Below are 24,164 nucleotides of genomic sequence, written 5' to 3'. Positions count from 1 at the left end.
GGCGCTGGACCCATGGCCCCAGCCTGAATGCCCCAAGAAAAAGCCCTGCGATACAGGGCTTTGTAATTTAGTGCTGTTGGTCCTGGTCCCGGGCCGCCTTGAACTCGGAACCGGGGTACCACTTGGGCCAGTCGCGGCTGTTGGCCAGCTTGTCGGCAATGCCGAAGATCAGCTGCAAGTCGGCCTCGGTGCCGCTCAGGTCCCAGCTGTCGGAATACTCGTCGCTGGGCTTGTGGTAGCGGTGGGCGATGTAATCCGGGCTGTTGGCACCCAGGCTCATAAAGAGCAGGCCGGGTACGCCCTTGTGGGCCAGGGCGAAGTGGTCGGAACGGAAGTAGTAGCCGTCCTGGGGTTTGGGATCGTCCTTGATGCCGCGCTGCTGGGCCTTGGCGCCTTCGGTCAGGTATTGCTCCAGGCTGTTTTGGCCACGGCCAAACAGCAGGGCGTAGTCCACTTTGCCGGAGACGTTCATGCCGTCCATGTTCAGCAGGGCCACCATCTGGCGGGTGGGCACAGGGGGCGCGGCGGCAAAGGCCTTGGCACCCAGCAGGCCCTGTTCCTCGCCGGTGAAGGCAACAAACAGCACCGAACGCTCGGGGCGGTGCGCCTTGAAGGCCTGGGCCAGGCTTATAAGCGCAGCGGCGCCGGTGGCGTTGTCCACGGCGCCGTTGAAGATCTGGTCGCCTTCCAGGTTGGGGTTACGGCCCAAGTGGTCCCAATGGGCGGAAACCACCAGGTACTCGTCCGGGTACTTGCTGCCCTTGATAAGGCCCACCACGTTGTGGGAGGTGGCCTTCTTGAGGGTGTTGTTGACCTTGAGGTTGGCTTTGAGACCCAGGTCCACCGCCTTGAAGCCCGGCTTGGCGGCAGCGGCCTTGAGGCGGGCGTAATCCTGGCCGGCGGCCTTGAGGATCTGCTCGGCGCTGGCCTTTTGCAGCCAGCCCATGACGTCCAGCTCATGGGCGTTGTCGGTGTCGTCCACCAGGGTGAAACGCTCACCCACGGCGCCGGACTCCACTACGCCCCAGGGGTAGGCGGCAGGCGCCGTTTCATGGACGATAAGGGCACCGGCCGCCCCTTGGCGGATGGCCTCTTCGTATTTGTAGGTCCAGCGGCCGTAGTAGGTCATGGTGTTGCCGCGAAAGACCTTGGGGTCCTGGGTGGCAAAGCCCGGGTCGTTGACCAGCACGATCACCGTTTTGCCTTTGACGTCGACCCCGGCGTAGTCGTCCCAGCCCGCCTCGGGGGCGTGGATGCCGTAACCCACAAACACCAGCTCCGAGTCTTTAAGGGCGGTCTGGGGGGCAAATTTCTGGGTGCGGGCCACAAACTCGCTGCCCGGCTTGAACGCCATGTCGCCGATGCGCAGCGTCATGTCCTGGTTGGCGGTAATGGAACCCATCTCCACCGGCTGGAAATACTGGCCGTTATAGCCGGCGCTAAGGCCCGCTTTGGCAAATTCGGCCTTGAGGTAGTTGATGGTCTTGGTTTCGCCGGCGCTGAGCGGGGCCCGGCCTTCGAAGTCGTCGCTGGCCAGGGTCTTGACCGCTTGGCGGTAAGCGTCCATGTCCAGGGTGGGTTTGGCGGCCAGGGCGCCGGCACTGAAGCCGGCCAGCAGCAGGGCGGCAAGAGTCTTGTTATGCATGATCCCTCCTTCAAATGGGGTCTTGGCATTGGAGCAGATCCGCCGCCATAAAAAAACCGCGCTTGCGCGCGGTAAATTGGCGGTTGGGCCCTTATACGGCCAGGGCCAGTGGATCGGGGCCGTCCTGGCGCCAGTTGACCAGATCCAGCTTCTGGTCGGTGGCAAAGAGGGGCTGGCCGGCCAAATGGTTGATGATGCTGGCCGAACGCCAGCACATCAGGCTCATTTGCGGCTCGGCAATGCCGTGGCTAAAGCGCCCGGCGTTGACCGCGTAGATGCGGTTGGTCTCGGGGCCGGTCCAGCGGGCTTGGAAGTGGCGGTCCAGGCTCAGCTGGCCCTGGGCGTCCAGCACCAGTTTGTGCTGCAAGGGCGCCAGGTAAGCGGGCAGGGCCTGGTTAAAGCCGGTGGCGAGGATCACCAGATCTGCCTCCAGCTCTTCGGTCTTGCCGTCCAGTTGGTTTTCCAGCACCAAGCGGTAGCCCTGGCCCTGGTGCATGGCCTGCAAGTGGCGCCCTGGGCGCAGGCTCAAGGGCGGCAACTGGCCCAGAACCTTGCCCTCGTAGAGTTTCTGGTAGAGGGCCTTGAGGCTGTCCGGGGAAATGCCGTCGGAGGCCAGCTTCTGGTCCGCCAGGGTGCGGGCCTTGGTGGCGTCCGGCAGGTCGAAAAAGGCCGCCATGTATTGCGGGGTGAACACCTCGTTGGCGAAGGGGGTTTCGTCCAGGGGCGCGAAATTGCTGCGCCGAGACACCCAGTGCAGGGCCTTGGCCTGGCCCCAGTGGCCGTCCAGCAGCGCCTCGAACACCTCGGCCCCGGACTGGCCGCCCCCCAGCACCACCACCCTTTTACCCCGCACATCCAACTGGCGCCGGGCTATGCCGATGGCGTGAAAGCAGTTGTCCCCCAAAAACGGCTGGCAGCAGGGGGGAATATGGGGAGGCTTGCCGGTGCCAAGGCAGATATGGCGGGCCGCCACCGGCGGGCCCCCCGCTTTGAAGTGCAGCTGGAAATGGCGGCCGTCAAAATCCAGGGCCGCCAGTTCCTGGCCAAAATGCAGGTTGTCCAGCTGCCCGGCCACCCAGGCCAGGTACTGGCCGTATTCGGCGCGGCTGATAGCCGGCAGCTCGGCGGCCAGGAACTGGTAGAAGCGCCCATGGCTGACCAGGAACTGCAGGAAGCTGTAGGGGCTTTGGGGCGCCACCCCGGTGACCAGATCCTTGAGGAAAGAGGTCTGCAACCTGACTCCGGGCAGCAGCATGCCGGGGTGCCAATCGAACTGGGGCTTGGCGTCGAAAAAGGCGCTGTTGATGCCGGGCTGGCGGTGGCTGGCCAGCAGGGCGGCAATGCTCAGGTTAAAGGGGCCAACACCGATGCCGGCCAGGTCCAGGGGGGCTGTCATGACTGTTCTCCATGTAAAAGGGGGTTGGCAAGGGGGTGGCCGAGGGCCGGCAAGGGCCGCTCGGCGCTGTCGTCGTAGCCGAGGCGGTAGCGCACCTTGTTCAGGCACACCCGCAGCAGCTCGGGGGTAAAGAGGTCGAAGGCGGCAAAGGCCGGTGCCAGGGCCGGTTGCCTGGCTTGGTAGCGGCGCAGGGCCTGGGCCAGCAGGGCATAGAACTGGCGCTCATCCAGGCCCAGATCCTGCTCAAAAAGGGGCGAGATAAAGCGCAAGGTGGTGACCAGGTGGCCGGTGACCAGGTCGTGAATAAGGTAATGGGCCGGCAGCTTGGTCAGCACCTGGCTTACTGCCGGGTCCAGCCCTGCCGCTTTGGCCTTGGGTTCTTCCCAGAGCCGCAGGTCGCCGTGAAAGTCCTTGATGGCGGCGGCCACCGGCCTATGGTTGTCCAGCACCAGGGCAATGTTCTGGCCATGGGCCACCAGCCCCACCCCGTAACGGCACATCAGGTGGTAAAGGGGCACCACAGTGACCTCGAACAGGGCCGTCAGCCAGTCCTGGGGGCTGAGCCCGGAGCGGCGCACATGCTCGGCCACCAGGCTTTGGCCGCTGGTGTCCTTGTGCATCAGGCTGGCCATCAACCGGCTTTGCTGGCCGGGTTTGAGGCGCGCTTCCAGGCTGTCGCGCCAGACCGCCCCCAGCATCTCCTGGTAGCGATAGGGGCTGCCCTTGACCTGGCGCTGCCAGGGGTGGGGCACATGAATACCGGCCAGCTCCCGCTGCACCAACAGGTGTTTGAGTTCGCTGTCGTGCCAGGTTATCTGTGCCAGCCAATCCGACAGGGCCGGGCCCACCCCTATGTATTGGCCCGGTATGCCCCGGTAGCAGGAGGTATTGAGCACCGTCAGGGGCAGCTTGAGGTCATAGTCCCCCGGGCCGCTCAAGGTGCGCACCGACAGCTGGGCCCGGTAGCGGGCGGCCATGGGGCCAAGGTCCACCAGGGCGCCACTGGCCAGCAACTCGGCATATTGCAGGGCAATGTGCTGTTGCCATTGCCAGGGATGCACCGGCAGCAGCCAGTACTGGCTTTGCCAATCCGCCCCCAAGCGCTGGCTAATGGTCGCCCATTCGTTGTCCCCAAGGGCCTGGCGCCAAAGGGCAGGCCAGGGCTGGCCGGCGCTGATGCCGGCCTGGGCGCAGTCCTTACTTATGGCCAGCCAACGCAGGGCAAAATCCTGGTCCCCCTCAGGGCTGTATTGGGCCAAGGCCTCCTGGCCCCAACCGACCCGGCCCTTGCTGGCGAGGATCTTGGGGTGGCCTGCCAGCAGCCCTTGAATGGCTACCCCGTCCAGCTCGGCCAGGCGGCGCACCGGCCAGTCACGTTGCCGGGCCAGGGTGTTAGCGTCGCTGTAGAGGGTGTTTTGCAGCTCGGCCAGCAGGTTGCCAAGGGTGATGTCGCTCAGCGCCAGCTCGGCCTGGGCGTCCAGCAGCCACTGTTGGGGGCTGGCGGCGCTCTTGCCGCCACGGGTGATGCTGGCCGGGTCTATCAGCAGAAAATCCCAGGGGCTTTGGCGGGCGCTAAAGCGGTAGCAGTGGCCGCTTTGCAGCCTTATCTGAAACTGGCCCTGGCCCAAAGGTTCGGCGACCAGGCTGCCTTCAAAACAGGACTCGGCCAGGGCCTTGGCCAGCAGCTGGCGGCCAGCCTCCAATAGGTGGCTCATAGCCGGGTCTCCAGGAAAAAGCTTTCCCTGTCGCAGCTCAACAGGGCGGCGCGCTTGTGGGGGAAGTCAAACTCGTGGCGCTTTTGCCAACTGGTCCATTGCAGGTATTTGAGCATGGCGGTGTTGTCGGCCCTGGGCTCGCCAAACAGGGTCTGGCAGCGCGGCTCGCGCAGGAACAGAAAATGGCTCAGGCCATTGAGCCAGGCCTGGGTGTTGTCCCGGCCCAGGAAGTCCAGTTCCCCTACCAGGCAGTGAAAACCCTGGTCGAAAAGGCCGGCGTCACAATAAGGCCCCAGCCGGTCTTCCCGCACCCAGTAGCATTCGAAGTAGCCAAAGGGGACGCCGTCAAAGCAGCCGATAAGGGGGGTGCAATGGGGATCGGCCAGGCGCTCGGCCAGGTATTGGTCCAGGGCGTCACGGCCAAAAGGGTACTCCCAGAAGGCCGCCACCCTGGGGTCGTTTTGCCAGCGGTGAAAGCGCTCACCGTCCTCATTGATATCCACCAGGCGCAGGGTCAGCTGCCGCTCCAGGCTTGGGATAAAGCGCTGGTAGAGCACCCCTGTAGGGTCCCGGGGGCGCAGGGGGTGGCGGATGCCACCGGTCTGGGTCAGCTGCTGTGGCGCCAGGGGCAGCAGCGTCTCGGCCAGCCAGGGCTCGCGCCACTGGTAAAAGGTGCTGCGGTGCAACAGGGCACCTTGGGGGTGGGGCTGCCACAGTTGGTGGGCCGGCAGGCTGGCGGTCTCTGCGGCCAGGGTCAGGGCGTCGATGTCCTGGCGGGCAAAGAGTTGGTCGAGCTCGGTGGCGCCCAGGGGGGCGCTCAGGTGTAGGGTCTTGGTCATAGGGCGATCAGGGGGTTGTCCATGGGGTGATAGAGGGCCAGGGGGTCGGCCATGGTGTTTTCATTGATGCCCTGCAAGGCGCAGCGGAAATTGCCCTTGGCCCAGAGCTCTGGGCTGGTCAGCAAGTAGTCCAGCACCTGGGGATCGCTGAGGTTGCGCAGTTTCAGGCGTTTCAAGAAGGCTTTGAGCTGCCACAGGTAGTCGTCTTCGGCGCCAAGGCCGCTGCCGGCCAGGCTGGAAATGACGTTGAAGGTGGCGTTGATGATCAGGTAGTAGCTGAACAGCTTGGTGCCCATTTGGTCGGCCAGCAGGTTCTGGCTGGCCTCGGCAAAGCCGGGCTGCAGGTGGCCATAGCGGGTCTGGGCCAAGCCGGTAAAGCCGGTGCCCTGGCAATCGCGGAACCAGGCCTTGGCCGGCAGCCCTTGATCCAGGGCCAGCACGATGTTCTGTTGGTGGGCACCGAACAGCAGGCCGTGTTCGGCCTGGGCGTAAAGCAGGGGCTCCACCGCTTTTTCCAGAAAGAGGGCGAACCACAGCAGTGCCTGGTTTTGGGGATCGACCTGCTGATAGAGGCGCTGGGCCAGGCGCGACAGGCCCTTGTCCGGGTCGTCCTGCAACAGGGTGGCCAGCACTTCCACCTGCTGGGCGCCTTGGCCGCGAAAGGGGTTGTCCCGCCACAGCACCATGGTTTGCGGCAGCAACTGGCCCTGGTCATCCAGGATGCCAAGGCCCAAAGGTTCGCGCAGCAGGGCAAAGTCCGGGTAACGGCGCTCAAGGTCGGCAAGGGGGCCGGCGGCCAGCACCTCGCAAAGGGTCGCGCCCCTGGCAAACTCGGCCGGTTGCAGGTGGCGAAGGGAATTGGTGAGGCGCACCGACAGGGAAAACTTCAGCATCCAGGGATGCTTGGGGTGCCAGATGGCCCGCACCGAAGAGGTGGCCCGCCATTGGCCGTCGTCTTCCCCCAGATAGATCAGGTCGCCCTTGGCCAGCAGCGGTGCCAGAGCAGGGTCTTGCTGCCAAAGGCGGTGTTGGAAGGGGTGGCAGGGAAGCAGGCTGTAGCCCTGCTGGGCGGTAACAGGGGGGGCCAATTCTGCCAGCAGCCGGTCCCGGTCTATACCGGCCGGGGCACTCTGGTGCAGCCGTTCTTGGCGCACCTGGTACCAGCACAGGGGGAAGGATTGGCCCCCTTCCGGGCTATAGCGGGCGTTGTCTGTTTCGCTAAAACCGTCCCTGGCCTTGGGGCAGGGGTGGATGGAGTGGCCCACCACCAGCGCCGACTCTGCGCCGATAAAATCCAGGTCCCGGGTGAAGATCCCCTTGTCTTTGGCCGCCTCCAGGCTATGGCGAAGCTGGGCCGTGCTCTGGCCGACCCGGGCAAAAAAAGCGTCCGAGCGAGGGGCATCGGTCAGGGCGCGCAGTTCGGGGTGGTCAAGGAGCCAGGCCAGGGCCTGGTCGAAGGACACCGCCTTGTCATCCAGCTGTAAGGGATAACCGATAAGGTGGCGGCCGCTTTGGGAGAAGTGCCGACAAGGCAGGCAAAGGCGGCTGGCGCCCTGGCGGATAACAAATTGGGGCTCGGGGGCCCTGATCAGGGTCCAATGTGGCCATTCCCTCAGTAGGGCATTGAAAAAGCAACTGGCGGCGGCCTGTTGGTATGCAGTCATTGCAGCTGGGCTCCCTGTGATTTTGTGATAGCCTATTGCCATTGAGAGTGATTATCAATTGCGAATGGTTATCGTTTTATGACGGGAATGCCTAGCAAGGCTAAGCAGGAACGCTGGCAGCCCGCGTCGGCCGTGCTGTTGACCGGCCTGGCGCAATCGGCGCTGCTAAGCTGCCTGCCCTGGCTGATGGACCGCAGTGGCCTGGGAGCGACGGCCTGGTCCTGGCTGCTGGGGGGGAGCCTGTGGGGCATGATGTTGATGGCCCCCCTTTGGGGAAAGTGGCTGGACCGCCGTGGCGCCGCCTTGGGACTGTGGCTGAGTTTCAGCGGTTTTACCCTGGCTTTGGCCTTATTGCTGCTGGCCCTGGGCATGGTGCCCGGCAGCCTGGCCATGGTGGGGTTATTGCTGGTGTCGCGGCTGGTGCACAGCCTCTTTATGGCGGGGGTGTTCCCCAGTGCCCAGTACCTGCAGTTGCAAGGGCTGGCGCCGGAACGTTGGCGCGGCGCCCTGGCGCGGTTGTCGGCCCTTAGCCAACTGGGCAGGTTGTTGGGGCCTGCTTTGGTGGCGGCTTTTGCCTGGTGGTGGCCGCCTTTGGCCCTGCTGCTGGTGCTGCTGGCCTCAATGCTGCTGGCCGCCGCCCTTTGGCGCCGACAGCGCCTGCAAAGTAAGGGGACGGACGCCAAGGAGAGTGCGGCGCCCTGGGCCCCGGCCTTGCCCCTTTATCTGTTGGCGCTGGTGATCACCACCGCCCTTGGCCAGGTGCAGTTCTTGCTCGGGCCCCTGTTACAACAGGGCCTGGGGTTAAGCCCAGAAGGGGCGTCCAGCCTGATGGGGGCCTACCTGGCCCTGGCCGCCCTGGTGGCGGCCCTGGTGGGGTTGGGTTTGGTGCCAAGGCTTGGCAGTAGCGGCCAGCTGGCCCTGGGGGTGCTGTGCCTGAGCCTGGGGGGCGCCTGGCTTGGCTGGAGCAGTCCACAACAAGGCTTTTGGGGACCTTTGGCGCTGCTGTCGGCCGGGCTGGCGCTGACCAGCCCCTGGTATGGGGTTAAATTGCGTGAACGCTGGCCCAGGGCTCAGGGCCGGGTGGCGGGCAGGCTGTCGAGCCTGCATACCCTGGGCTATGGCCTGGGTATGGTCAGTGGCGGTTGGTTGCTGCAAAAGACGCCGCAAACCCCCTTGCTGGGGCTGGCATTGCTGGGGCCGCTGCTGCTGGCGCTGTTGGCCTGGCAGGCCTGGTTGGATAAAAAAAGCCGCGCTTGAGCGCGGCTTTTTTGACTCCGGACCTGTTACTCGAACATGGCGGAGATGGACTCTTCGTTGGAGACCCGGCGAATGGCTTCGGCCAGCATGCCTGACAGGGTCAGCTGGGTTACCTTGCCACAGGCCTTCATCTCGGCGGACAGGGGCACGGTGTCGGTGACGATGACCTGGTCAATCACGGAGCTGGTGATGTTCTGGGGGGCGGAGCCGGAGAACACCGGGTGGGTGGCGTAGGCGAAGACGCTGCGGGCACCGTGGTTTTTCAGGGCTTCAGCGGCTTTGCACAGGGTGCCGCCGGTGTCGATCATGTCGTCGACGATGATGCAGTCGCGGCCTTGTACGTCACCGATGATGTTCATCACCTGGGCTTCGTTGGCGCGGGGACGACGCTTGTCGATGATGGCCAGATCGGTGTCGTTGAGCAGCTTGGCCACGGCGCGGGCGCGGACCACACCGCCGATGTCGGGGCTGACCACAACGGGTTTTTCGAAGTTTTGGGCCTTCATGTGCTCAAGCAGTACCGGGGTACCGAAGACGTTGTCCACCGGGACATCGAAGAAGCCCTGGATCTGCTCGGCGTGCAAATCAACGGTCAGAACACGGTCCACACCGACGTTGGACAGGAAGTCGGCCACCACTTTAGCGGTGATCGGCACCCGGGCGGAACGCACGCGGCGGTCCTGGCGGGCATAGCCGAAGTAGGGGATAACGGCGGTGATGCGGCCGGCAGAGGCGCGGCGCAGGGCGTCGACCATCACCACCAGTTCCATCAGGTTGTCGTTGGTGGGGGCGCAGGTGGATTGGATGATAAACACATCCAGGCCACGGACGTGGTCGTTGATTTGAACGCTGATCTCGCCGTCGCTAAAGCGGGCGACGTCGGCATCGCCGAGGGGGATATAGAGGCGTTCGGCGATCTTTTTCGCCAGTTCGGGGGTGGCGTTACCAGCGAAAAGCTTGATGTCAGGCACGGTAAAGACCTCAGGGGCATTGTGTGTTCAGTTTTGACCGGAAAGACCGGCCCTGCAAATCAGGCGCAGACTGCAAGCCGCTCATGGAGAGGTGAGCGGTTCACACCCTTGGCGACAAAGCCCTGCCACTGGGGCGGCAGCAGAGCTTGGGCGGCTACGGCGGCGACTTGTGAGTCGAACTGCGCAAAAACGCAGCAGCCGGTCCCCGTCATTCTTGCCGGCGCGTATTCTAGCAACCACGAAAAAACCTTTTCAATAACGGGGTAGTGCTTAAAAACCGTCGGCTCGCAATCGTTTGCCCATTCTGAGGGCTGGATCGCGGTGATCGGGCGTACCGGGGTATCCCTTTTTAAATCAGGTGACTGGAACACCAGGCCAGTGTTGACCGAGGCTGGCGGCACTACCACCAGGTACCAGGGCTGGGCCGGGTCGGCGTCAGTGAAAATTTCCCCCACCCCTTCGGCGTAGGCGGCCTTGCCCCGTACAAAAATCGGGACATCCGCCCCCAGGGTTAATCCCCACCGGGCCAGGGTGTCCAGATCCACCTCGGTGCCCCAGAGCCGGTTAAGGCCCACCAGGGTGGTGGCGGCGTTGGATGAACCGCCCCCCAGGCCGCCGCCCATGGGCAGGCGCTTGTCGATGCGGATATCGGCCCCCTGGCTGCAACCGGTCTTTTGCTGCAACAGCCTGGCGGCCTTGACGATCAGGTTGTCCTCGGGGGGCACACCTGCAAAGTCGGTAAGCAATTGGATTTGGCCGTCGCTGCGGGGGGAGAAATGCAATTCGTCACCGAAGTCGACGAATTGGAACAGGGTCTGGAGATCGTGGTAGCCATTGGGGCGGCGGCCCGTAATGAACAGGAACAGGTTCAGTTTGGCCGGGGCCGGCAGGCTTAAAGTGGTTGCCATTGGTGGATTTGCAGTTTGATCTTGATGTTGTCTTTGGTCATGTCCATGACTTCGGGGAGGTAGCGGCCCCCTTCGCGGGTCCAGCGGCTGTATTTGATGGTCCAGCCTTCGCTCTGCAGCACCTGGATGCGGCCCAAGGGGTCCCGTTCCATCACCAGGCCCCGCTCGCCGCTCTGGCCCTTGAGCCAATGGGGGAAGTCGTCTACCGGCAGGCCCCAGCCGGTCAATTGGAATAACAGATACTGGGCATCGGTATCTTCGAAGGTACCCTGGTCATTGGTCAGGCTCACCTTGCCTGGGTGCCCTTCCATGGCAAGCACCTGGGTGCCCAAAAAGCTGGTCAATTGCAACTTGAAGTCGGCTGCCTTTTGCTGCCAATAGAGGTTGGCAGAGTCCCGGCTGTCGGGGCCCAGCACCGCCACCTTGCCGCGCACGGCGTAGCGTTCCAGGGGCTGGTTGGGTGCCGGCCATTGGCCTTCGGGGTGGCTGACACAGGCGCTGAGCCAAAGGGTCGCCAGGAGCAGGAGCAATGTCTTTTTCATAGGCGGCCAGTATAGCGGGGCTTGCCCCCCGGTTTCCATGCCCGCACAATTTTCAGTAGAATTGCCTCGCCCATTGTTTGAGACCCGCCGCTCCATGACCTTGCTGGCTATTGGCCTGAACCATAAAACCGCCCCTGTGGCGCTGCGTGAGAAAGTCGCCTTCGGGCCCGACAGCCTGCCGCGTGCCTTGGCGGAATTGCCGGGGTTGCCGGGCACCAGCGAAGCCGTGGTGCTGTCCACCTGCAACCGTACCGAGATCTACTGCCAGAGCGATGACAGCGAGGTGGTCCGCAAGTGGCTGGCCAACTTCCATGCCTTGCCCGATGCCGAACTGAGCCCCCATCTCTATATCCACCAGGGCGATGACGCCATCAGCCATCTGTTGCGGGTGGCCTGCGGCCTCGACTCCATGGTGCTGGGGGAGCCGCAGATCCTTGGCCAGCTCAAGCAGGCCTACAGCCAGGCCCGCCAGGCCGGCACCGTCAGCCAGCTGCTGGACAAGCTGTTCCAGCATGGCTTCAAGGTGGCCAAAGAGGTGCGCACCAAGACCGAGATCGGCGCCAGTGCCGTGTCGGTGGCCTTTGCTGCCGTGTCCCTGGCCAAGCACATATTCCCGGCCCTGGACGACACCCAGGTGCTGCTGATCGGCGCCGGCGAGACCATAGAGTTGGTGGCCACCCACCTCAAGGAGCAGGGGGTGGACAAGCTGATGGTGGCCAACCGCACCCTGGCCCGGGCCGAAGATCTGGCCACCAAGGTCAATGCCAGGGCCATGACCCTCGAAGCCCTGCCCGATAACCTCCACGAGGCCGATATCGTGATCGGTTCCACCGCCAGCCCCTTGCCCATCATCGGCAAGGGCATGGTTGAGAGGGCCCTGAAAAAGCGCCGCCACAAACCCATGTTCTTCGTGGACCTGGCGGTGCCAAGGGATATCGAAAGCGAAGTGGGTGAGCTCAACGACGCCTTTTTGTACAGCGTCGATGACCTGCAGCAGATCATCGACGAGAACCGCGCCAAGCGCGAAGCCGCCGCCCAGGACGCCGAAGTGATGGTGCTGGAGCAGGTGGCGGCCTTTATTAACTGGATCAAGAGCCTGTCGGCGGTGGACCATATCCGCGACTACCGTAACCAGGCTGACGCCATCCGCCAGGACCTGCTGCAAAAGGCCCAGGCCCAGTTGCAGGCCGGCGGCGATCCCACCCTTATCATGGAAAGGCTGGCCAGCCAGCTGACCAACAGATTGATCCACGCGCCGACCAAGGCCCTGTCCGAGGCCGGCAGCCAAGGTGATCTGCAACGGCTGGATGCCATTGCCGGCGTGCTCGGCCTGAGCGCAAGAGAGAAAGCATGAACCCATCGATACTGGCGAAACTGGAAAGCCTGCAAGAACGTTTCCAAGAAGTGCAGGCCCTGTTGTCCGACCCCGCCGTGATTGGCGATCAAAAGCGCTTCCAGGCCCTGTCCAAGGAATTTGGCCAACTCGAAGAAGTCACCGGCTGTTTTGGCCGCTACCAAGGGGCCCAGGCCGACCTTGAGGTGGCCCAGGAAATGCTGGCCGGCGACGACGCCGAGATGCGCGAACTGGCCCAGGAAGAGGTGGCCGGTGCCAAGGCCCAGATAGAAACCCTGGCCCAAGAGCTGCAAATTCTGCTGCTGCCCAAGGATCCCAACGACGAGCGCAATATCTACCTGGAGATCCGCGCCGGGGCCGGTGGCGATGAAGCCGCCATCTTCGCCGGCGACCTGTTTCGCATGTACAGCCGTTACTGCGAGGCCCGCCGCTGGCGGGTGGAAGTGGTGTCCGCCAACGAAGGGGAGCACGGCGGCTTCAAGGAAGTCATCGCCCTGGTCAGCGGCGACGGCGTCTATGGCCGCTTCAAGTTCGAGTCCGGCGGCCACCGGGTACAAAGGGTGCCCGCCACCGAATCCCAGGGCCGTATCCATACCTCTGCCTGCACCGTGGCCATACTGCCGGAAGTGCCCGAGGCCGAAGCGGTCAACATCAGCACCGCTGACCTGCGTATCGACACCTTCCGCGCCTCCGGTGCCGGTGGCCAGCACGTTAACCGTACTGACTCGGCGGTGCGCATCACCCACCTCCCCACCGGAGTGGTGGTGGAGTGCCAGGAAGAACGTTCCCAGCATAAAAACAAGGCTAAGGCCCTGTCGGTGCTGGCCTCCCGTATCCAGGCCATGGAAGACGAAAAGCGCCGCCTGTCTGAAGAAGCCACCCGCCGCTCTCTGGTGGGCTCCGGGGATCGCTCCGAGCGTATCCGCACCTACAACTATCCCCAGGGCAGGGTGACCGACCACCGTATCAACCTTACCCTCTATCGCCTGGACGAGGTGATGGAAGGGAGCCTGGACGCCCTGATTGACCCCATAGTTCAGGAACACCAGGCCGACCAACTGGCGGCCCTGGCCCAGGGCCAGGCATGACGTTGCTGGAGGCCCTCAAGTGGGGCAGGGCGGCCCTGGCCGGGGGCGAGTCCCCGGATATCGATGCCCAACTGCTGCTGATGCAGGCCGCCAAGGTCAGCCGTACCACCTTGCTGGCCTTTGGGGAAAGGCCCTTGGCGCCCCAGGCCCAGGCCCAGTTCGAAGGCTATATCGCCCGGCGCCAAAACGGCGAGCCGGTGGCCCATATCCTGGGGGAACAGGAATTTTACGGCCTGGCCCTGGAGGTCAACCCCCATACCCTGATCCCAAGGCCCGACACCGAAACCCTGGTGGACCTGGCCCTGGCCCTGCCAGAGGCGCCCCTGCGCTTTTTGGACCTGGGCACCGGTACCGGTGCCATTGCCATTGCCATCAGTCACCACAGGCCGGCCTGGCAAGGGGTGGCGGTGGACGCCATCGCCGAAGCGGCGGCCCTGGCCGGGCGCAACGTCCAGCGCCACCAGGCCAAGGTCGAGGTGTGCCAGGGCAGCTGGTTTATGCCGGTGCGGGGCCAGCGTTTTGGCCTTATCGTCTCCAATCCCCCCTATATCGATCCGGTGGACCCCCACCTTGGCCAGGGGGACGTTCGCTTTGAGCCCCTGTCGGCGCTGATCGCCGAAGAGGCGGGCCTGGCCGACCTTCGCTACCTGGTGGAGCAAGCCCCCGCTTACCTTGAAAGCCCCGGCTGGCTGATGCTCGAGCACGGCTACGACCAGGGGGCGGCGGTGCGCCAGCTGATGAGCGAACGGGGTTTTGAGCTGGTGCGCTCCGAGCGGGATCTGGGCGGCCAGGAGCGGGTGACCCTGGGCCAGTGGCAAGACAAGTAGCGGCCATTTGAGGTACAATGTCGCCTTATTTGCAGCTGAGTTAGTCCATCCATGGCCCTTCTGTACCCTGCTTTGAAACACCTGCACCTGCTGGCCATATTCGGCAGCCTGTTCCTGCTTAGCCTGCGGTTCATCATGGACCTGCGCGGCCGCGACTGGCGCCAGAAAAAGGTGCTGCGCATCCTGCCGCGCGCCTTTGACAGCCTGCTGCTGCTCACCGCCATCGGCCTTTGCGTGCTGCTGTCGAGCTATCCCTTCCAGAGCCCCTGGGTAACCGAGAAGCTGTTCGGCCTGTTGGCCTATGTGCTGTTGGGGGTCATAGCCCTGCAGCGCCACCGCAGCAAATTGATGCGTTTTTTCGCCCTGGGCGGGGCCTACGGCTGGGTGGTCTATAACGCCAAGCTGGCCATCAGCAAGATGCCCATGGTGTTCTGATGATGCTCTCTGCCGAGTTGCGATCCCGCCTCAGTGCCAGCTCTGCCAAGCCGGTACTGACCGCCCTGCACCTGGCCGCCGAACTGGCCCAGACCGACGTGCGTGCCTTCGAAGGGCCGCTGCTGGGTTGGCGTGACCAGTTGGGCCTACGCCTGGGGGGATTGCAAGGGCAGGAACGGCTGCAGGGGCTGCTGGATTTTTTCTACCAGGATCTGGCCTTTAGCAGTGAAAACAGCCACTACAGCAGCCAGGGTTGCCTGCTCACCTCGGTGATCCTTGAGCGCCGGGGCGGGGCGGCGGCCCTTGGCCTGCTGCTGCTCTATTTTGCCGAAGATCAGGCCATTCCCCTGGACGGCATCAATTTCCCCGGCCAGTTGGTACTGACCAGCCCCCTCAAGGCTGGTGCCTTTTTTGACCCCCTGGCGGGGCTTTGGCACCCCTTGAGCGACCTGGAGCTGTGGCTCAGGGGCGCCAAAGGCAACTGGCAACGGCTCAAAGACAAACACACCGAACCCCTGGACAACCAGGGCCTGCTGCTGAAGCTGCTGGGAGCCACCAAAGGCGCTCTGACCCGGGACGGGCGGCTGATGGAAGCGGTCAAGGTGACCCAAGCCATGGTGGAGCTGAGCCCGGATAATCCGTATCTTATCCGGGACCGAGGCTACCTGTTGGCGGAGCTCGACTGTGTTGCCCCCGCCCGCAAAGATCTCACCTATTTCGTGGAACATTGCCCGGACGATCCGGCCTGCCCTTTGCTGAGACAGAAAGTGGACGGCCTGGGCGCCGCCGATGCCACCCTACATTGACATAACGATAAAGAGAAAGGAGTAGTGAATGCAGACGCCGCTCTTGCAGAATGACGCGACGGTTCTGGGGCTATTGGCCATTTTGTTGGGTTTGGTGTTTTACACCAGCCATTCCAGCCATCCCTTCTGGAAAAAGTTCTATACCTTTGTCCCCTCCCTGCTGCTTTGCTATTTCCTGCCGTCACTGTTCAACAGTTTCGGCATCATAGACGGCGACCATTCCAACCTTTACTACGTGGCATCCCGTTACCTGTTGCCCGCCTGTCTGGTGCTGCTGTGCATGTCTATCGACTTCAAGGCCATACTGGGCCTGGGGCCCAAGGCAGTGGTGATGTTCCTGGTGGGTACCCTGGGCATAGTGCTGGGCGGGCCCTTTGCTATCGGCATCATGAGCATCTTCTCCCCCGAATCGGTGGGGGGCGGTGACGGCCCGGACGCGGTCTGGCGTGGCATGACCACCATTGCCGGGTCCTGGATCGGCGGCGGCGCCAACCAGGCGGCCATGAAGGAAGTCTACGGGGTCGGGGACGGCATCTTCTCGGTGATGGTGACGGTGGACGTTATCGTCGCCAACATCTGGATGGCGGTGCTGCTGTACATGGCCTCCAAGGCCGATATCATCGATGCGCGCACCGGCGCCGACACCCGGGGTATCCAGCTGCTGCGCAAGAAGGTGGAAGCCTTCCACGCCGAGCATTCGCGCATCCCCCATATGAAGGATCTGATGATGATAGTGGCGGTGGGCTTCGGTGCCACCGGCCTGTCGCACCTGGTGGCGGATATCACCACTCCCTGGATGGTCAAGCATGCCCCCTGGGGTGAGACCTACAGCCTCCATTCCCACTTCTTCTGGATGATTGTCACCGCCACCACCATAGGTCTTGGCCTGTCCTTCAGCCGTGCCCGCAAACTGGAAGGGGCAGGGGCCTCGAAAGTGGCGTCGGCCTTCCTCTATATACTGGTGGCCACCATAGGTATGAAGATGGATGTGCTGGCCATTGCCGACACCCCCATCTACTTTGTCATTGGTGGCATCTGGATGACGTTCCACGCCGCCCTGATGCTGATTGTCGCCCGCCTGATCAAGGCGCCGCTGTTCTATATGGCGGTGGGTTCCCAGGCCAACGTCGGCGGCGCCGCTTCGGCGCCGGTGGTGGCTTCGGCCTTCCACCCGTCACTGGCCCCGGTCGGGGTGTTGCTGGCGGTACTGGGTTATGCCCTGGGTACTTACATGGCCTGGCTCTGTGGCCAGCTGATGCAGTTTATTTCGCTCTAAGGAATATCGATGCAAGAGAACATCCAACTGGGTGCTTTTGAAGTGGGCAACCACAAGCCCTTTACCCTGTTCGGCGGCATGAATGTGCTCGAATCACGGGATCTGGCCATGGCGATCTGCGAACATTACGTGGAAGTCACCGGCCGCCTGGGCATCCCCTATGTGTTCAAGGCCAGTTTCGACAAGGCCAACCGCTCTTCCATCAACTCCTACCGTGGCCCCGGCCTGGACGAAGGCCTGAAGATCTTCGAAGAGATCAAAAAGACCTTCAATGTGCCGGTGATCACCGACGTCCACGAGCCTCACCAGGCCGCCCCTGTGGCCGAGGTCTGTGACGTGATCCAGTTGCCCGCTTTCCTGGCCCGCCAGACCGATCTGGTGGTGGCCATGGCCAAGACCGGCGCCATCATCAACGTCAAGAAACCCCAGTTCCTGGCCCCCCACGAGATGCGCCACATCCTCAAGAAGTTTGCCGAAGCGGGCAACGACAGGGTGATGCTCTGCGAGCGGGGCAGTAGCTTTGGCTACAACAACCTGGTGGTGGACATGCTGGGCATGGACGAGATGAAAGAGTTCAAGGTGCCGGTGATTTTCGACGCCACCCACGCCCTGCAGCGCCCCGGTGGCCGTGCCGACAGCGCCGACGGCCGCCGTGCCCAGGCTGCCGAACTGGCCCGCTGCGGTATGGCCCTGGGTATTGCCGGCCTCTTTATCGAAGCCCACCCGGATCCGGACCAGGCCAAATGCGACGGCCCCTGCGCCCTGCCGCTGGCCAAGCTCGAACCCTACCTTCAGCAGATGAAGGCGGTGGACGATCTGGTCAAGGGCTTTGCCCCCCTGGATACCCGTAACTGACCGGCGACCTGTGCTAGGGCGCTTCGCCCTAAACCAGCAACGGACAAGGGAGGCGCAAGCCTCCTTTTTTATGGCTGCGACTGCTGGCCCAATCAGCAGCTGTGGCTATTGACATGCTTTTGATAATTGTTAGCATTTGCGCGAATTTTCCTTTCGATGCCGACAACGATGCGCAAGTCTCCTCTCGCCCTGGCCCTGCTGGCCTCCCTCAGCTCTCCCTTGTTTGCCGAGGCCCTGGATAACACCGAACACCTGGTGGTGACCGCCAGCCGTGGCGACAAGCCGGTGTCTTCCCTGCCCAACATGGTGACCATCATCAATGCCGAGGCCCTGGAACGGCAGGGGCGGGTCAATGACGACCTGTCATCGATACTGGCGCAGCTGGTGCCGGGCTTTGCTCCGCCCAGCCAGCAGCTGTCCAGCCGGGGTGAGTCGCTGCGCGGCCGCCAGCCCCTGTACCTGATTGACGGCGTACCCCAGTCCAACCCCCTGCGGGACGGCAGCCGTGACGGCCATACCATAGATATCGCCCTTATCGAACGGGTAGAGGTGATCCAGGGGGCCAATGCCCTGCACGGCATGGGCGCCAGCGGCGGCATCATCAATATCGTCACCAAAAGGCCCCAAGACGACAGCCTCAGCGTCAATGCCGGCATCGAGTCCAACGACGACTTTGACAAGGACGGCCTGGGTTACCACCTGGGGGCGAGCCTGGCCAAGAACCTGGGAGACACCCAGTTTTTGCTGGGGCTCCAGTACCGGGACAGGGGCCTGTTTTTCGACGCCAACGACCAGGCCATCGGCACCGACCCCACCCAGGGCGACCTGATGGACAGCCGCAGCAGCGATCTGTTTGCCAAGGTAGTGCACCAGTTGGATGCCCAGCAGCAGCTGAGCCTGACCGTCAACGCCTTCGAGCTGGAAAGCCGGGGCGACTATGTGCTGGTTAACGGCGACGTGGCCACCGGCCGCCCCACCTCCAGTATCAAGGGCGACAACCCAGGGGACCCGTCCCGCAACCAGGTGCGCACCTACAGCCTCGATTACCGTAACAGCCAATTCTTCGGCGGCCAGCAATTCCATGGCCAGCTGTTCTATCAGGACTTCGAGGGCCTTTTCGGCGGCGGCACCTTTGCCACCTTCCAAGATCCGGCCCTGGGCCCGGATTTTTACGACCAATCCCGCATCAACTCCCAGAAGACCGGCCTCAAGCTGACCCTGGTCAAAGATCAACTGGCCGGGCTGCCGGTCAAGGCGGTCTACGGGTTGGATCTGTTCCGTGACAAGACCGACCAGGACTTGGCCCAGTCGGGACGTACCTGGGTTCCCCAAAGCCGTTACGACAACCTGGCGCCTTACCTGCAACTGGACTGGCAGCTGCTGGACTCGGTGCTGATCAGCGCCGGCCTGCGCCACGAAAAAGTGGACATGAAGATCCCCGACTACCAGACCCTCTACAGCTATGGCGGCTACCAGGTCAAAGGGGGCACACCCAGCTTCTCCGAAACCATGAAAAACCTGGGGGCCAGTTGGCAGATCAACGGCCAATGGCGCCTCTTTGCCAATCTCAGCCAGGGCTTCTCCATGCCCGATGTGGGCCGGGTGACCCGAGGGGTTAACCAGCCGGACGTGAGCATCGCCGACTACCTGGTGCTCAAACCCATCATTACCGACAACCGTGAACTGGGCCTGGCCTACCAGGGGGATTGGGGGCGCGGCCAGCTGAGCCTGTGGGAAAACGAGTCCGACCTGGGGTCGCGGCTGGTGGCCAACGCCGACGGTATCTTCGAGGTGCGCCGTGAGGCAACCAAGGTCAACGGTTTCTCGGCAGACTTGGGCTTTTACCTGGGGGAAAGTGGCACCCTGGGCCTGGTCTACAGCCAGTTGGACGGCCGCTATGACAGCAACGATGACGGCCAGGTGGATGCCGACCTGGACGCCGCCAACGTCAGCCCCGACAGCCTGACGGTTTACCTGGACGGCCAGTACGGCGATCTGGACTGGCGACTGGCGGCCAGCCACTACTTCGACAAGGATTTTGCCGATGGCCAAGGCGGCCAGAGCGCCCATTTTGACGGCTACAGCCTGCTCAGCCTGTCCCTGGGTTACGAGCTTGGCCAGCACAAGCTGTCGTTCGGGGTCGATAACCTGCTGGACAAGCAATACATCGACTACCTGGCCCAGACCCAGGCCAGCAACAGCAGCTACCAGGCTGGGCGGGGCCGTACCCTGCGCCTGGGATACCGCTACAACTTCTAAAAAAAGCCCGGCGTCTGCCGGGCTTTTTGTTGCTTCTTATTGGGACTGGTCAGCACTTTGCTGGGTGAACTCCGGGTAGTCGGCAGGCTTGCCATTGTTGAGGTTGCTGACGAAGTTGCTGTCCTTCATGGGGATGGTTGCCGAGCCATAGTCGTAGCTGTTGAGGCGCTGACCCATGGCGGCGTTGTCCAGGCCGTCGCCCCGCAGGGTAAACCAACTGGTGATGGCTGGGGTCACGAAACGGCCATAGGGGTTCTCGGCCAGTTCGTTGATCTTGGAAAAGCGCATGGCGTGGGTCAGCAGGCCGTCTTTGTGGTAGACAAGCTTGATGTGACCCCCTTCGCTGTCCAACTCGCTGGCGGCCTTGGTGTTAAGGCTGCCGTGGGCGCTGTAGCTGCCGTGGGTAACCTGGCCGTTCTTGGTCCAGATGGCCACATGTTCCCAGTCGTGGCGGTGGCCGCTCTTGATGCCGCTCAGCACCTGATCTTTTAAGAAATACAGGGCATAGAAGTGGCCGCAGTAGCGGTCATTACCGCTGGTGACGCAGGCATAGCGGTGCAGGGTGTTGGACAGATCCAAAAAGTTGCCGGCCCGGCAGCCGCTGGTGAGGCCGCCAGTGGGGTTAAGGCCGCCGTTTTGCTGGCCGCTGCGGCTGATGCCGGCGCTGGGCAGGCAGCCGTCGCCGTCAAAATCGAACACCGGGGCTATGGCATAGGCTTCTGCCGCCAGGGGCAGGGCCTCGTCCAGGCGGGCAAAGTCGTCGGCTTTGGCAGTCAGGGCCAGCAAGGCCAACAGGGGCAGGCTTTGGGTCAGTTTCATCTTGTCCTCCTTGTGATGGTTATGGGCAGCAAAGGCTGCCAAAGCCAAGATAACAAAGGGGAATGACGTTTTTTTGTTCAGCGCAAGGGCAAAAAAAAGCCCGGCGTCCACCGGGCAAGTTCACAACCAGTTCGTCCCTAACGGGGCGTTATTCGGCAGCCTGGTGGCGCCCTTCGATTTGGGCGGTCTCCAGGGTGTTGGCCTTGAGCGGCTCGATGCTTTGCACATCGATGGCGGCTACGGCATCATTGATGCTGCTGGCCAGTTCGGCCAACTGGACGGTGGCCAGGGCCATGGGTTCAGGGCGCTCGACCGGCATCAGGGTCAGGGCGGTGGCGGCAATCAATCCCGCAAACATAATTCACCTCAAAAAAGCTGCAATCCGAGAAAGGCTGAAGCGCTTTGGTTGGCACAACGAGACGTCATCCTAACTGCTCGTTTTCAAAGCTAATGCTCCAGAAAGTGGCGCCAATATAGATTTGCGTTGGTGCTTTTTCAAACGATCAAATATAATCCCTAAGCATTAGAAAAATTTATGAATTGCCAGGACAGCACCCATGGCCCGCCAACTGCCGCCACTGAACGCCCTCAAGGCTTTTGAAGCCGCCGCCAGGCACCTGAGTTTCACCCGGGCTGCCGAGGAACTTTTCGTTACCCAGGCGGCGATCAGCCACCAAATCAAGACCCTGGAAGACCATCTGGGCCTTAAGCTTTTTCGCCGCCGCAACCGCTCCTTGCTGCTCACCGAAGAAGGCCAGAGCTACTACCTGGACATTAAAGATATTTTTTCGAACCTGGCAGAAGCCACGGCCCGGGTGCTGGCCCGTAGCGCCAAAGGTACCCTGACGGTGGCCATGCAGCCGAGCTACGCCATTCAATGGATGGTGCCGCGCCTGGCCCGCTTTGCCGAGGCCCACCCGGACATCGACGTGCGCATCAAGGCCACCGAGACCGAAGAAGGGGGCCTGACCGACGATGTGGACATCGCCATCTATTACGGCCGGGGCTACTGGCCGGGGCTGCGGGCTGACCGGTTGCAGACCGAATACCTGATCCCGGTGTGCAGCCCGGTGCTGCTGTCCGGCCCCAAGCCCCTGGAAAAGCCCGAAGACCTGGCCCAGCACACCCTGCTGCACGACGGCAGCCGCAAGGCCTGGCAGAGCTGGGTCAAGCACCTGGGGCTGTCGCACCTTATCAAGGTCAACCAGGGGCCTATCTTTTCCCACTCGGCCATGGTGCTGCAGGCGGCCATGTACGGCCAAGGGATAGCCCTGGCCCATTCGGTGCTGGCTGAACCGGACATCACCGCCGGCCGCCTGGTTAGCCCCTTTAAGGAAGTACTGCGCTCCCCCAACGCCTATTTCCTGGTCTGCCAGCAGTCCCAGGCCGAGCAGGGCAAGATAGTGGCCTTCAGGGATTGGATACTGTCCTTGGTCAAGGCCGAGGAAGAGCGGCTGTTGCCGGAGGATGTCCATGTCGCAGGTTAAGCTGGTACTGGCCCACGGCAGTGGCGCCGGCCAGCATCACCCCTTTATGCAGCAGGTAAAGGCCGGCCTGGTTGCGGCGGGCATAGAGGTACGCAGCTTCGATTTTCCCTATATGCAAAAGGCCATTGCTGCCGGCAAACCCAGGCCTCCGGACAAGATGCCGGTGCTGGTGGAAGCCATGGCCGAGCAATGCCGTGGCCTTGAAGGGCCCTTGTTCCTGGCCGGCAAGTCCCTTGGGGCGCGGGTCGCCATGAACCTGGCGGCCGAGCTTTGTGAGGCGGGACAAGAGGTTAAGGGGGTGATTGCCCTGGGTTACCCCTTCCATCCCCCCGGCAAGCCGGAGCGGCTGCGCCTGGAGCCTATTGAAAAATTGCCCACGCCCGCCTTGATCCTGCAAGGGGAGCGGGATACCTTTGGCGCCCGCGCCGAGGTGGCGGGCTATGGACTCAAGGTTCCGGTGCAGTTTTTGCCCGACGGCGACCACAGTTTTAAACCCCGTAAAACCAGCGGCCATAGCGAGGCGGGCAACCTGGCCATGGCCCTGACTGCCATGCTGACCTTTATCCAGGAGCACAGCTGATGCGCATCATCCTAATCCTCAGCGCCCTTTATGGCGCCACCGGCGTGTTGATGGGGGCCTTTGCCGCCCACGGCCTGAAAAAACTGGTCAGCCCGGCCATGGTTGAGGTGGTGGACACCGGGGTGCGCTACCAGCTTATCCATGCGGTGGCGCTGCTGGCCCTGGTGGCTTTGGCTGCCCGCCTGCCCAGCCCCTGGGTGACCGCCGGTGCCTGGCTGATGGTGGTGGGCGTGTTGTTTTTCTCCGGTAGCCTCTATCTGTTAGGGCTGACCGGTATCAAATTTTTTGGCCCCATCACCCCGTTGGGGGGCCTGTTGCTTGTCCTGGGCTGGCTGTCGTTGCTGGTGGCCGCCCTCAAGGAGAACCTGTGAAGCATCTGCTGCTCTACTGCCGCCCCGGCTTTGAAGGGGAATGTGCCCAGGAGATCGAAGCCCGCGCCGCCGAGCGTGAGGTTTTCGGTTTCGCCCGCCTCAAGGGCAACACCGGCTATGTATTGTTCGAGTGTTACCAGGAGTCCGACAGCGCCAAGTTGCTGAACCAGCTGCCGGTGAGCAAACTGATCTTTGCCCGCCAGATGCTGAGGGTGGCCCCCCAGGTGCTGGATATGTCCACCGAGGACAGGCTCAACCCCCTGTATATGGCGGCCGCCGAAGATCTGCCCGAATGTGGGCGCCTGTGGGTGGAAACCCCGGACACCAACGAAGGCAAGGAGCTGAACCGCCTGTGCCGGTCCATTGCCACCCCCATGAAGGCCTTTTTCAAAAAGGCCGGCAAGCTGACCGCCAAGGAAAATGACGACAAGCCGGTGCTGCACGTCTGCTTTACCGGTACCGACAGCGCCTTTATCGGCTATTCCCAGCCCAAGAACCACTATCCCCACCTGATGGGGATCATGCGTTTGAAGTTCCCCAAGGACGCCCCCAGCCGTTCCACCCTGAAGCTGGAAGAGGCCTTCCATTACTTCCTGTCCAAGACCCAGCGGGAAAAACGCATGGAGTCGGGGATGAACGCCGTGGATCTGGGAGCGGCCCCCGGTGGCTGGACCTATCAGCTGGTGCAAAAAGGCATGATGGTCAGCGCCATCGACAACGGCCCCATGGACCAGAAGCTGATGGACACCGGCCAGGTCAAGCATGTCCGTGACGACGGCTTCAAGTGGCTGCCGAAAAAGCGCAATGTCCACTGGCTGGTGTGCGACATGATTGAGAGCCCCAAGCGGGTAGCTAACCTGATGTGCGACTGGTTTATCGGCGACTGGTGCGTCGAGGCCATCTTCAACCTCAAGTTGCCGGTTAAGCGCCGTTTCCACACCGTAGAAGAGTGTCTGGAGATCATCTACGAGCGCCTGGACGAAGCCGGGGTACCTTACCGCCTGGCCGCCAAGCACCTCTACTATGATCGGGAAGAGATCACCGTGCATTTGAGCCGCAAATAACAAAAA

At 62.8% G+C, this 24,164-nt stretch carries 23 protein-coding genes; 13 read left to right on the top strand and 10 right to left on the bottom strand.

Features of this window, described 5'->3' with window-relative positions:
* Nucleotides 1-67: 67 nt before the first annotated feature.
* The 5 genes from B3C1_RS13850 to B3C1_RS13830 all read right to left on the bottom strand — a co-directional run bounded on the left by B3C1_RS13850 (nt 68) and on the right by B3C1_RS13830 (nt 7,259).
* Nucleotides 68-1,645: a M28 family metallopeptidase gene (locus B3C1_RS13850; protein WP_008485569.1), complete on the bottom strand. Its 1,578-nt coding sequence runs from the start codon at nt 1,643-1,645 to the stop codon at nt 68-70.
* Nucleotides 1,646-1,736: 91 nt separating this feature from the next.
* Entirely contained in the window at nt 1,737-3,041 is a 1,305-nt protein-coding gene (locus B3C1_RS13845; RefSeq protein WP_008485568.1) for a lysine N(6)-hydroxylase/L-ornithine N(5)-oxygenase family protein, read from the bottom strand.
* Nucleotides 3,038-4,756 carry an IucA/IucC family protein gene (locus B3C1_RS13840; protein WP_008485567.1) on the bottom strand — a complete coding sequence of 573 codons (1,719 nt, stop codon included), beginning with the start codon at nt 4,754-4,756 and terminating at the stop codon, nt 3,038-3,040. Before B3C1_RS13840 ends, B3C1_RS13845 begins: the two co-directional genes overlap by 4 nt.
* Nucleotides 4,753-5,595, bottom strand: coding sequence for a GNAT family N-acetyltransferase (locus B3C1_RS13835; RefSeq protein WP_008485566.1), 843 nt, complete (start codon nt 5,593-5,595; stop codon nt 4,753-4,755). The genes B3C1_RS13840 and B3C1_RS13835 overlap by 4 nt, the downstream gene beginning before the upstream one ends.
* On the bottom strand, nt 5,592-7,259 hold the full coding sequence (locus B3C1_RS13830) for an IucA/IucC family protein (protein WP_008485565.1): 1,668 nt from the start codon (nt 7,257-7,259) through the stop codon (nt 5,592-5,594). The genes B3C1_RS13835 and B3C1_RS13830 overlap by 4 nt, the downstream gene beginning before the upstream one ends.
* Before the next feature lie 78 nt (nt 7,260-7,337).
* Between B3C1_RS13830 and B3C1_RS13825 the strand changes: the two genes are divergently transcribed.
* On the top strand, nt 7,338-8,516 hold the full coding sequence (locus B3C1_RS13825; RefSeq protein ID WP_083858346.1) for an MFS transporter: 1,179 nt from the start codon (nt 7,338-7,340) through the stop codon (nt 8,514-8,516).
* A gap of 26 nt (nt 8,517-8,542) precedes the next feature.
* Here the strand turns inward: B3C1_RS13825 and B3C1_RS13820 are convergent, their stop codons facing one another.
* The 3 genes from B3C1_RS13820 to lolB are packed head-to-tail and all read right to left on the bottom strand — an operon-like array spanning nt 8,543 to nt 10,937.
* Nucleotides 8,543-9,487 carry a ribose-phosphate pyrophosphokinase gene (locus B3C1_RS13820; protein ID WP_008485562.1) on the bottom strand — a complete coding sequence of 315 codons (945 nt, stop codon included), beginning with the start codon at nt 9,485-9,487 and terminating at the stop codon, nt 8,543-8,545.
* Nucleotides 9,488-9,546: 59 nt separating this feature from the next.
* Nucleotides 9,547-10,395 (bottom strand): 4-(cytidine 5'-diphospho)-2-C-methyl-D-erythritol kinase, encoded by an 849-nt coding sequence (ispE, locus tag B3C1_RS13815; protein ID WP_008485561.1) that lies wholly within the window; start codon nt 10,393-10,395, stop codon nt 9,547-9,549.
* Nucleotides 10,380-10,937 carry a lipoprotein insertase outer membrane protein LolB gene (gene lolB / locus B3C1_RS13810; RefSeq protein WP_035482208.1) on the bottom strand — a complete coding sequence of 186 codons (558 nt, stop codon included), beginning with the start codon at nt 10,935-10,937 and terminating at the stop codon, nt 10,380-10,382. The genes ispE and lolB overlap by 16 nt, the downstream gene beginning before the upstream one ends.
* 94 nt (nt 10,938-11,031) lie before the next feature.
* Between lolB and hemA the strand changes: the two genes are divergently transcribed.
* The 8 genes from hemA to B3C1_RS13770 all read left to right on the top strand — a co-directional run bounded on the left by hemA (nt 11,032) and on the right by B3C1_RS13770 (nt 19,837).
* The gene (gene hemA, locus B3C1_RS13805) at nt 11,032-12,291 is read left to right on the top strand and encodes a glutamyl-tRNA reductase (RefSeq protein WP_035482225.1); all 1,260 of its coding nucleotides are present in this window, start codon (nt 11,032-11,034) and stop codon (nt 12,289-12,291) included.
* Nucleotides 12,288-13,379 (top strand): peptide chain release factor 1, encoded by a 1,092-nt coding sequence (prfA, locus tag B3C1_RS13800; RefSeq protein WP_008485558.1) that lies wholly within the window; start codon nt 12,288-12,290, stop codon nt 13,377-13,379. The genes hemA and prfA overlap by 4 nt, the downstream gene beginning before the upstream one ends.
* Nucleotides 13,376-14,206, top strand: a complete 831-nt coding sequence (gene prmC, locus B3C1_RS13795; protein ID WP_008485557.1) for a peptide chain release factor N(5)-glutamine methyltransferase — start codon at nt 13,376-13,378, stop codon at nt 14,204-14,206. Before prfA ends, prmC begins: the two co-directional genes overlap by 4 nt.
* Before the next feature lie 51 nt (nt 14,207-14,257).
* Nucleotides 14,258-14,641 carry a SirB2 family protein gene (locus tag B3C1_RS13790; RefSeq protein ID WP_008485556.1) on the top strand — a complete coding sequence of 128 codons (384 nt, stop codon included), beginning with the start codon at nt 14,258-14,260 and terminating at the stop codon, nt 14,639-14,641.
* Entirely contained in the window at nt 14,641-15,447 is an 807-nt protein-coding gene (locus tag B3C1_RS13785; RefSeq protein WP_008485555.1) for a transglutaminase family protein, read from the top strand. Before B3C1_RS13790 ends, B3C1_RS13785 begins: the two co-directional genes overlap by 1 nt.
* A gap of 28 nt (nt 15,448-15,475) precedes the next feature.
* Nucleotides 15,476-16,723, top strand: a complete 1,248-nt coding sequence (locus tag B3C1_RS13780; protein WP_008485554.1) for a DUF819 family protein — start codon at nt 15,476-15,478, stop codon at nt 16,721-16,723.
* 9 nt (nt 16,724-16,732) lie between these two features.
* The gene (kdsA, locus tag B3C1_RS13775; protein ID WP_008485552.1) at nt 16,733-17,578 is read left to right on the top strand and encodes a 3-deoxy-8-phosphooctulonate synthase; all 846 of its coding nucleotides are present in this window, start codon (nt 16,733-16,735) and stop codon (nt 17,576-17,578) included.
* A 168-nt stretch (nt 17,579-17,746) separates the two neighbouring features.
* Nucleotides 17,747-19,837, top strand: a complete 2,091-nt coding sequence (locus B3C1_RS13770; protein ID WP_008485550.1) for a TonB-dependent receptor — start codon at nt 17,747-17,749, stop codon at nt 19,835-19,837.
* A gap of 36 nt (nt 19,838-19,873) precedes the next feature.
* Here B3C1_RS13770 and B3C1_RS13765 read toward each other — a convergent pair whose 3' ends face one another.
* Both B3C1_RS13765 and B3C1_RS13760 read right to left on the bottom strand, forming a co-directional pair.
* Nucleotides 19,874-20,656, bottom strand: a complete 783-nt coding sequence (locus B3C1_RS13765) for an NPP1 family protein (RefSeq protein WP_035482221.1) — start codon at nt 20,654-20,656, stop codon at nt 19,874-19,876.
* Nucleotides 20,657-20,804: 148 nt separating this feature from the next.
* Nucleotides 20,805-21,014, bottom strand: a complete 210-nt coding sequence (locus B3C1_RS13760; protein WP_008485547.1) for a hypothetical protein — start codon at nt 21,012-21,014, stop codon at nt 20,805-20,807.
* A gap of 199 nt (nt 21,015-21,213) precedes the next feature.
* Here B3C1_RS13760 and B3C1_RS13755 point away from each other — a divergent pair, with 199 nt between their 5' ends.
* From B3C1_RS13755 to rlmM, 4 genes are read left to right on the top strand one after another with little or no spacing between them, the layout of a single operon-like run.
* Nucleotides 21,214-22,143: a transcriptional regulator GcvA gene (locus B3C1_RS13755; RefSeq protein ID WP_008485546.1), complete on the top strand. Its 930-nt coding sequence runs from the start codon at nt 21,214-21,216 to the stop codon at nt 22,141-22,143.
* Nucleotides 22,130-22,723 carry an alpha/beta family hydrolase gene (locus tag B3C1_RS13750; protein ID WP_008485545.1) on the top strand — a complete coding sequence of 198 codons (594 nt, stop codon included), beginning with the start codon at nt 22,130-22,132 and terminating at the stop codon, nt 22,721-22,723. Before B3C1_RS13755 ends, B3C1_RS13750 begins: the two co-directional genes overlap by 14 nt.
* Entirely contained in the window at nt 22,723-23,094 is a 372-nt protein-coding gene (locus tag B3C1_RS13745) for a DUF423 domain-containing protein (RefSeq protein ID WP_008485544.1), read from the top strand. Before B3C1_RS13750 ends, B3C1_RS13745 begins: the two co-directional genes overlap by 1 nt.
* Nucleotides 23,091-24,158, top strand: coding sequence for a 23S rRNA (cytidine(2498)-2'-O)-methyltransferase RlmM (gene rlmM, locus B3C1_RS13740; RefSeq protein ID WP_008485543.1), 1,068 nt, complete (start codon nt 23,091-23,093; stop codon nt 24,156-24,158). The genes B3C1_RS13745 and rlmM overlap by 4 nt, the downstream gene beginning before the upstream one ends.
* Nucleotides 24,159-24,164 lie beyond the last annotated feature (6 nt).

It is taken from the genome of Gallaecimonas xiamenensis 3-C-1 (assembly GCF_000299915.1).
Taxonomy (GTDB): domain Bacteria; phylum Pseudomonadota; class Gammaproteobacteria; order Enterobacterales; family Gallaecimonadaceae; genus Gallaecimonas; species Gallaecimonas xiamenensis.
This window is presented reverse-complemented; position numbering and strand designations above follow the sequence as displayed.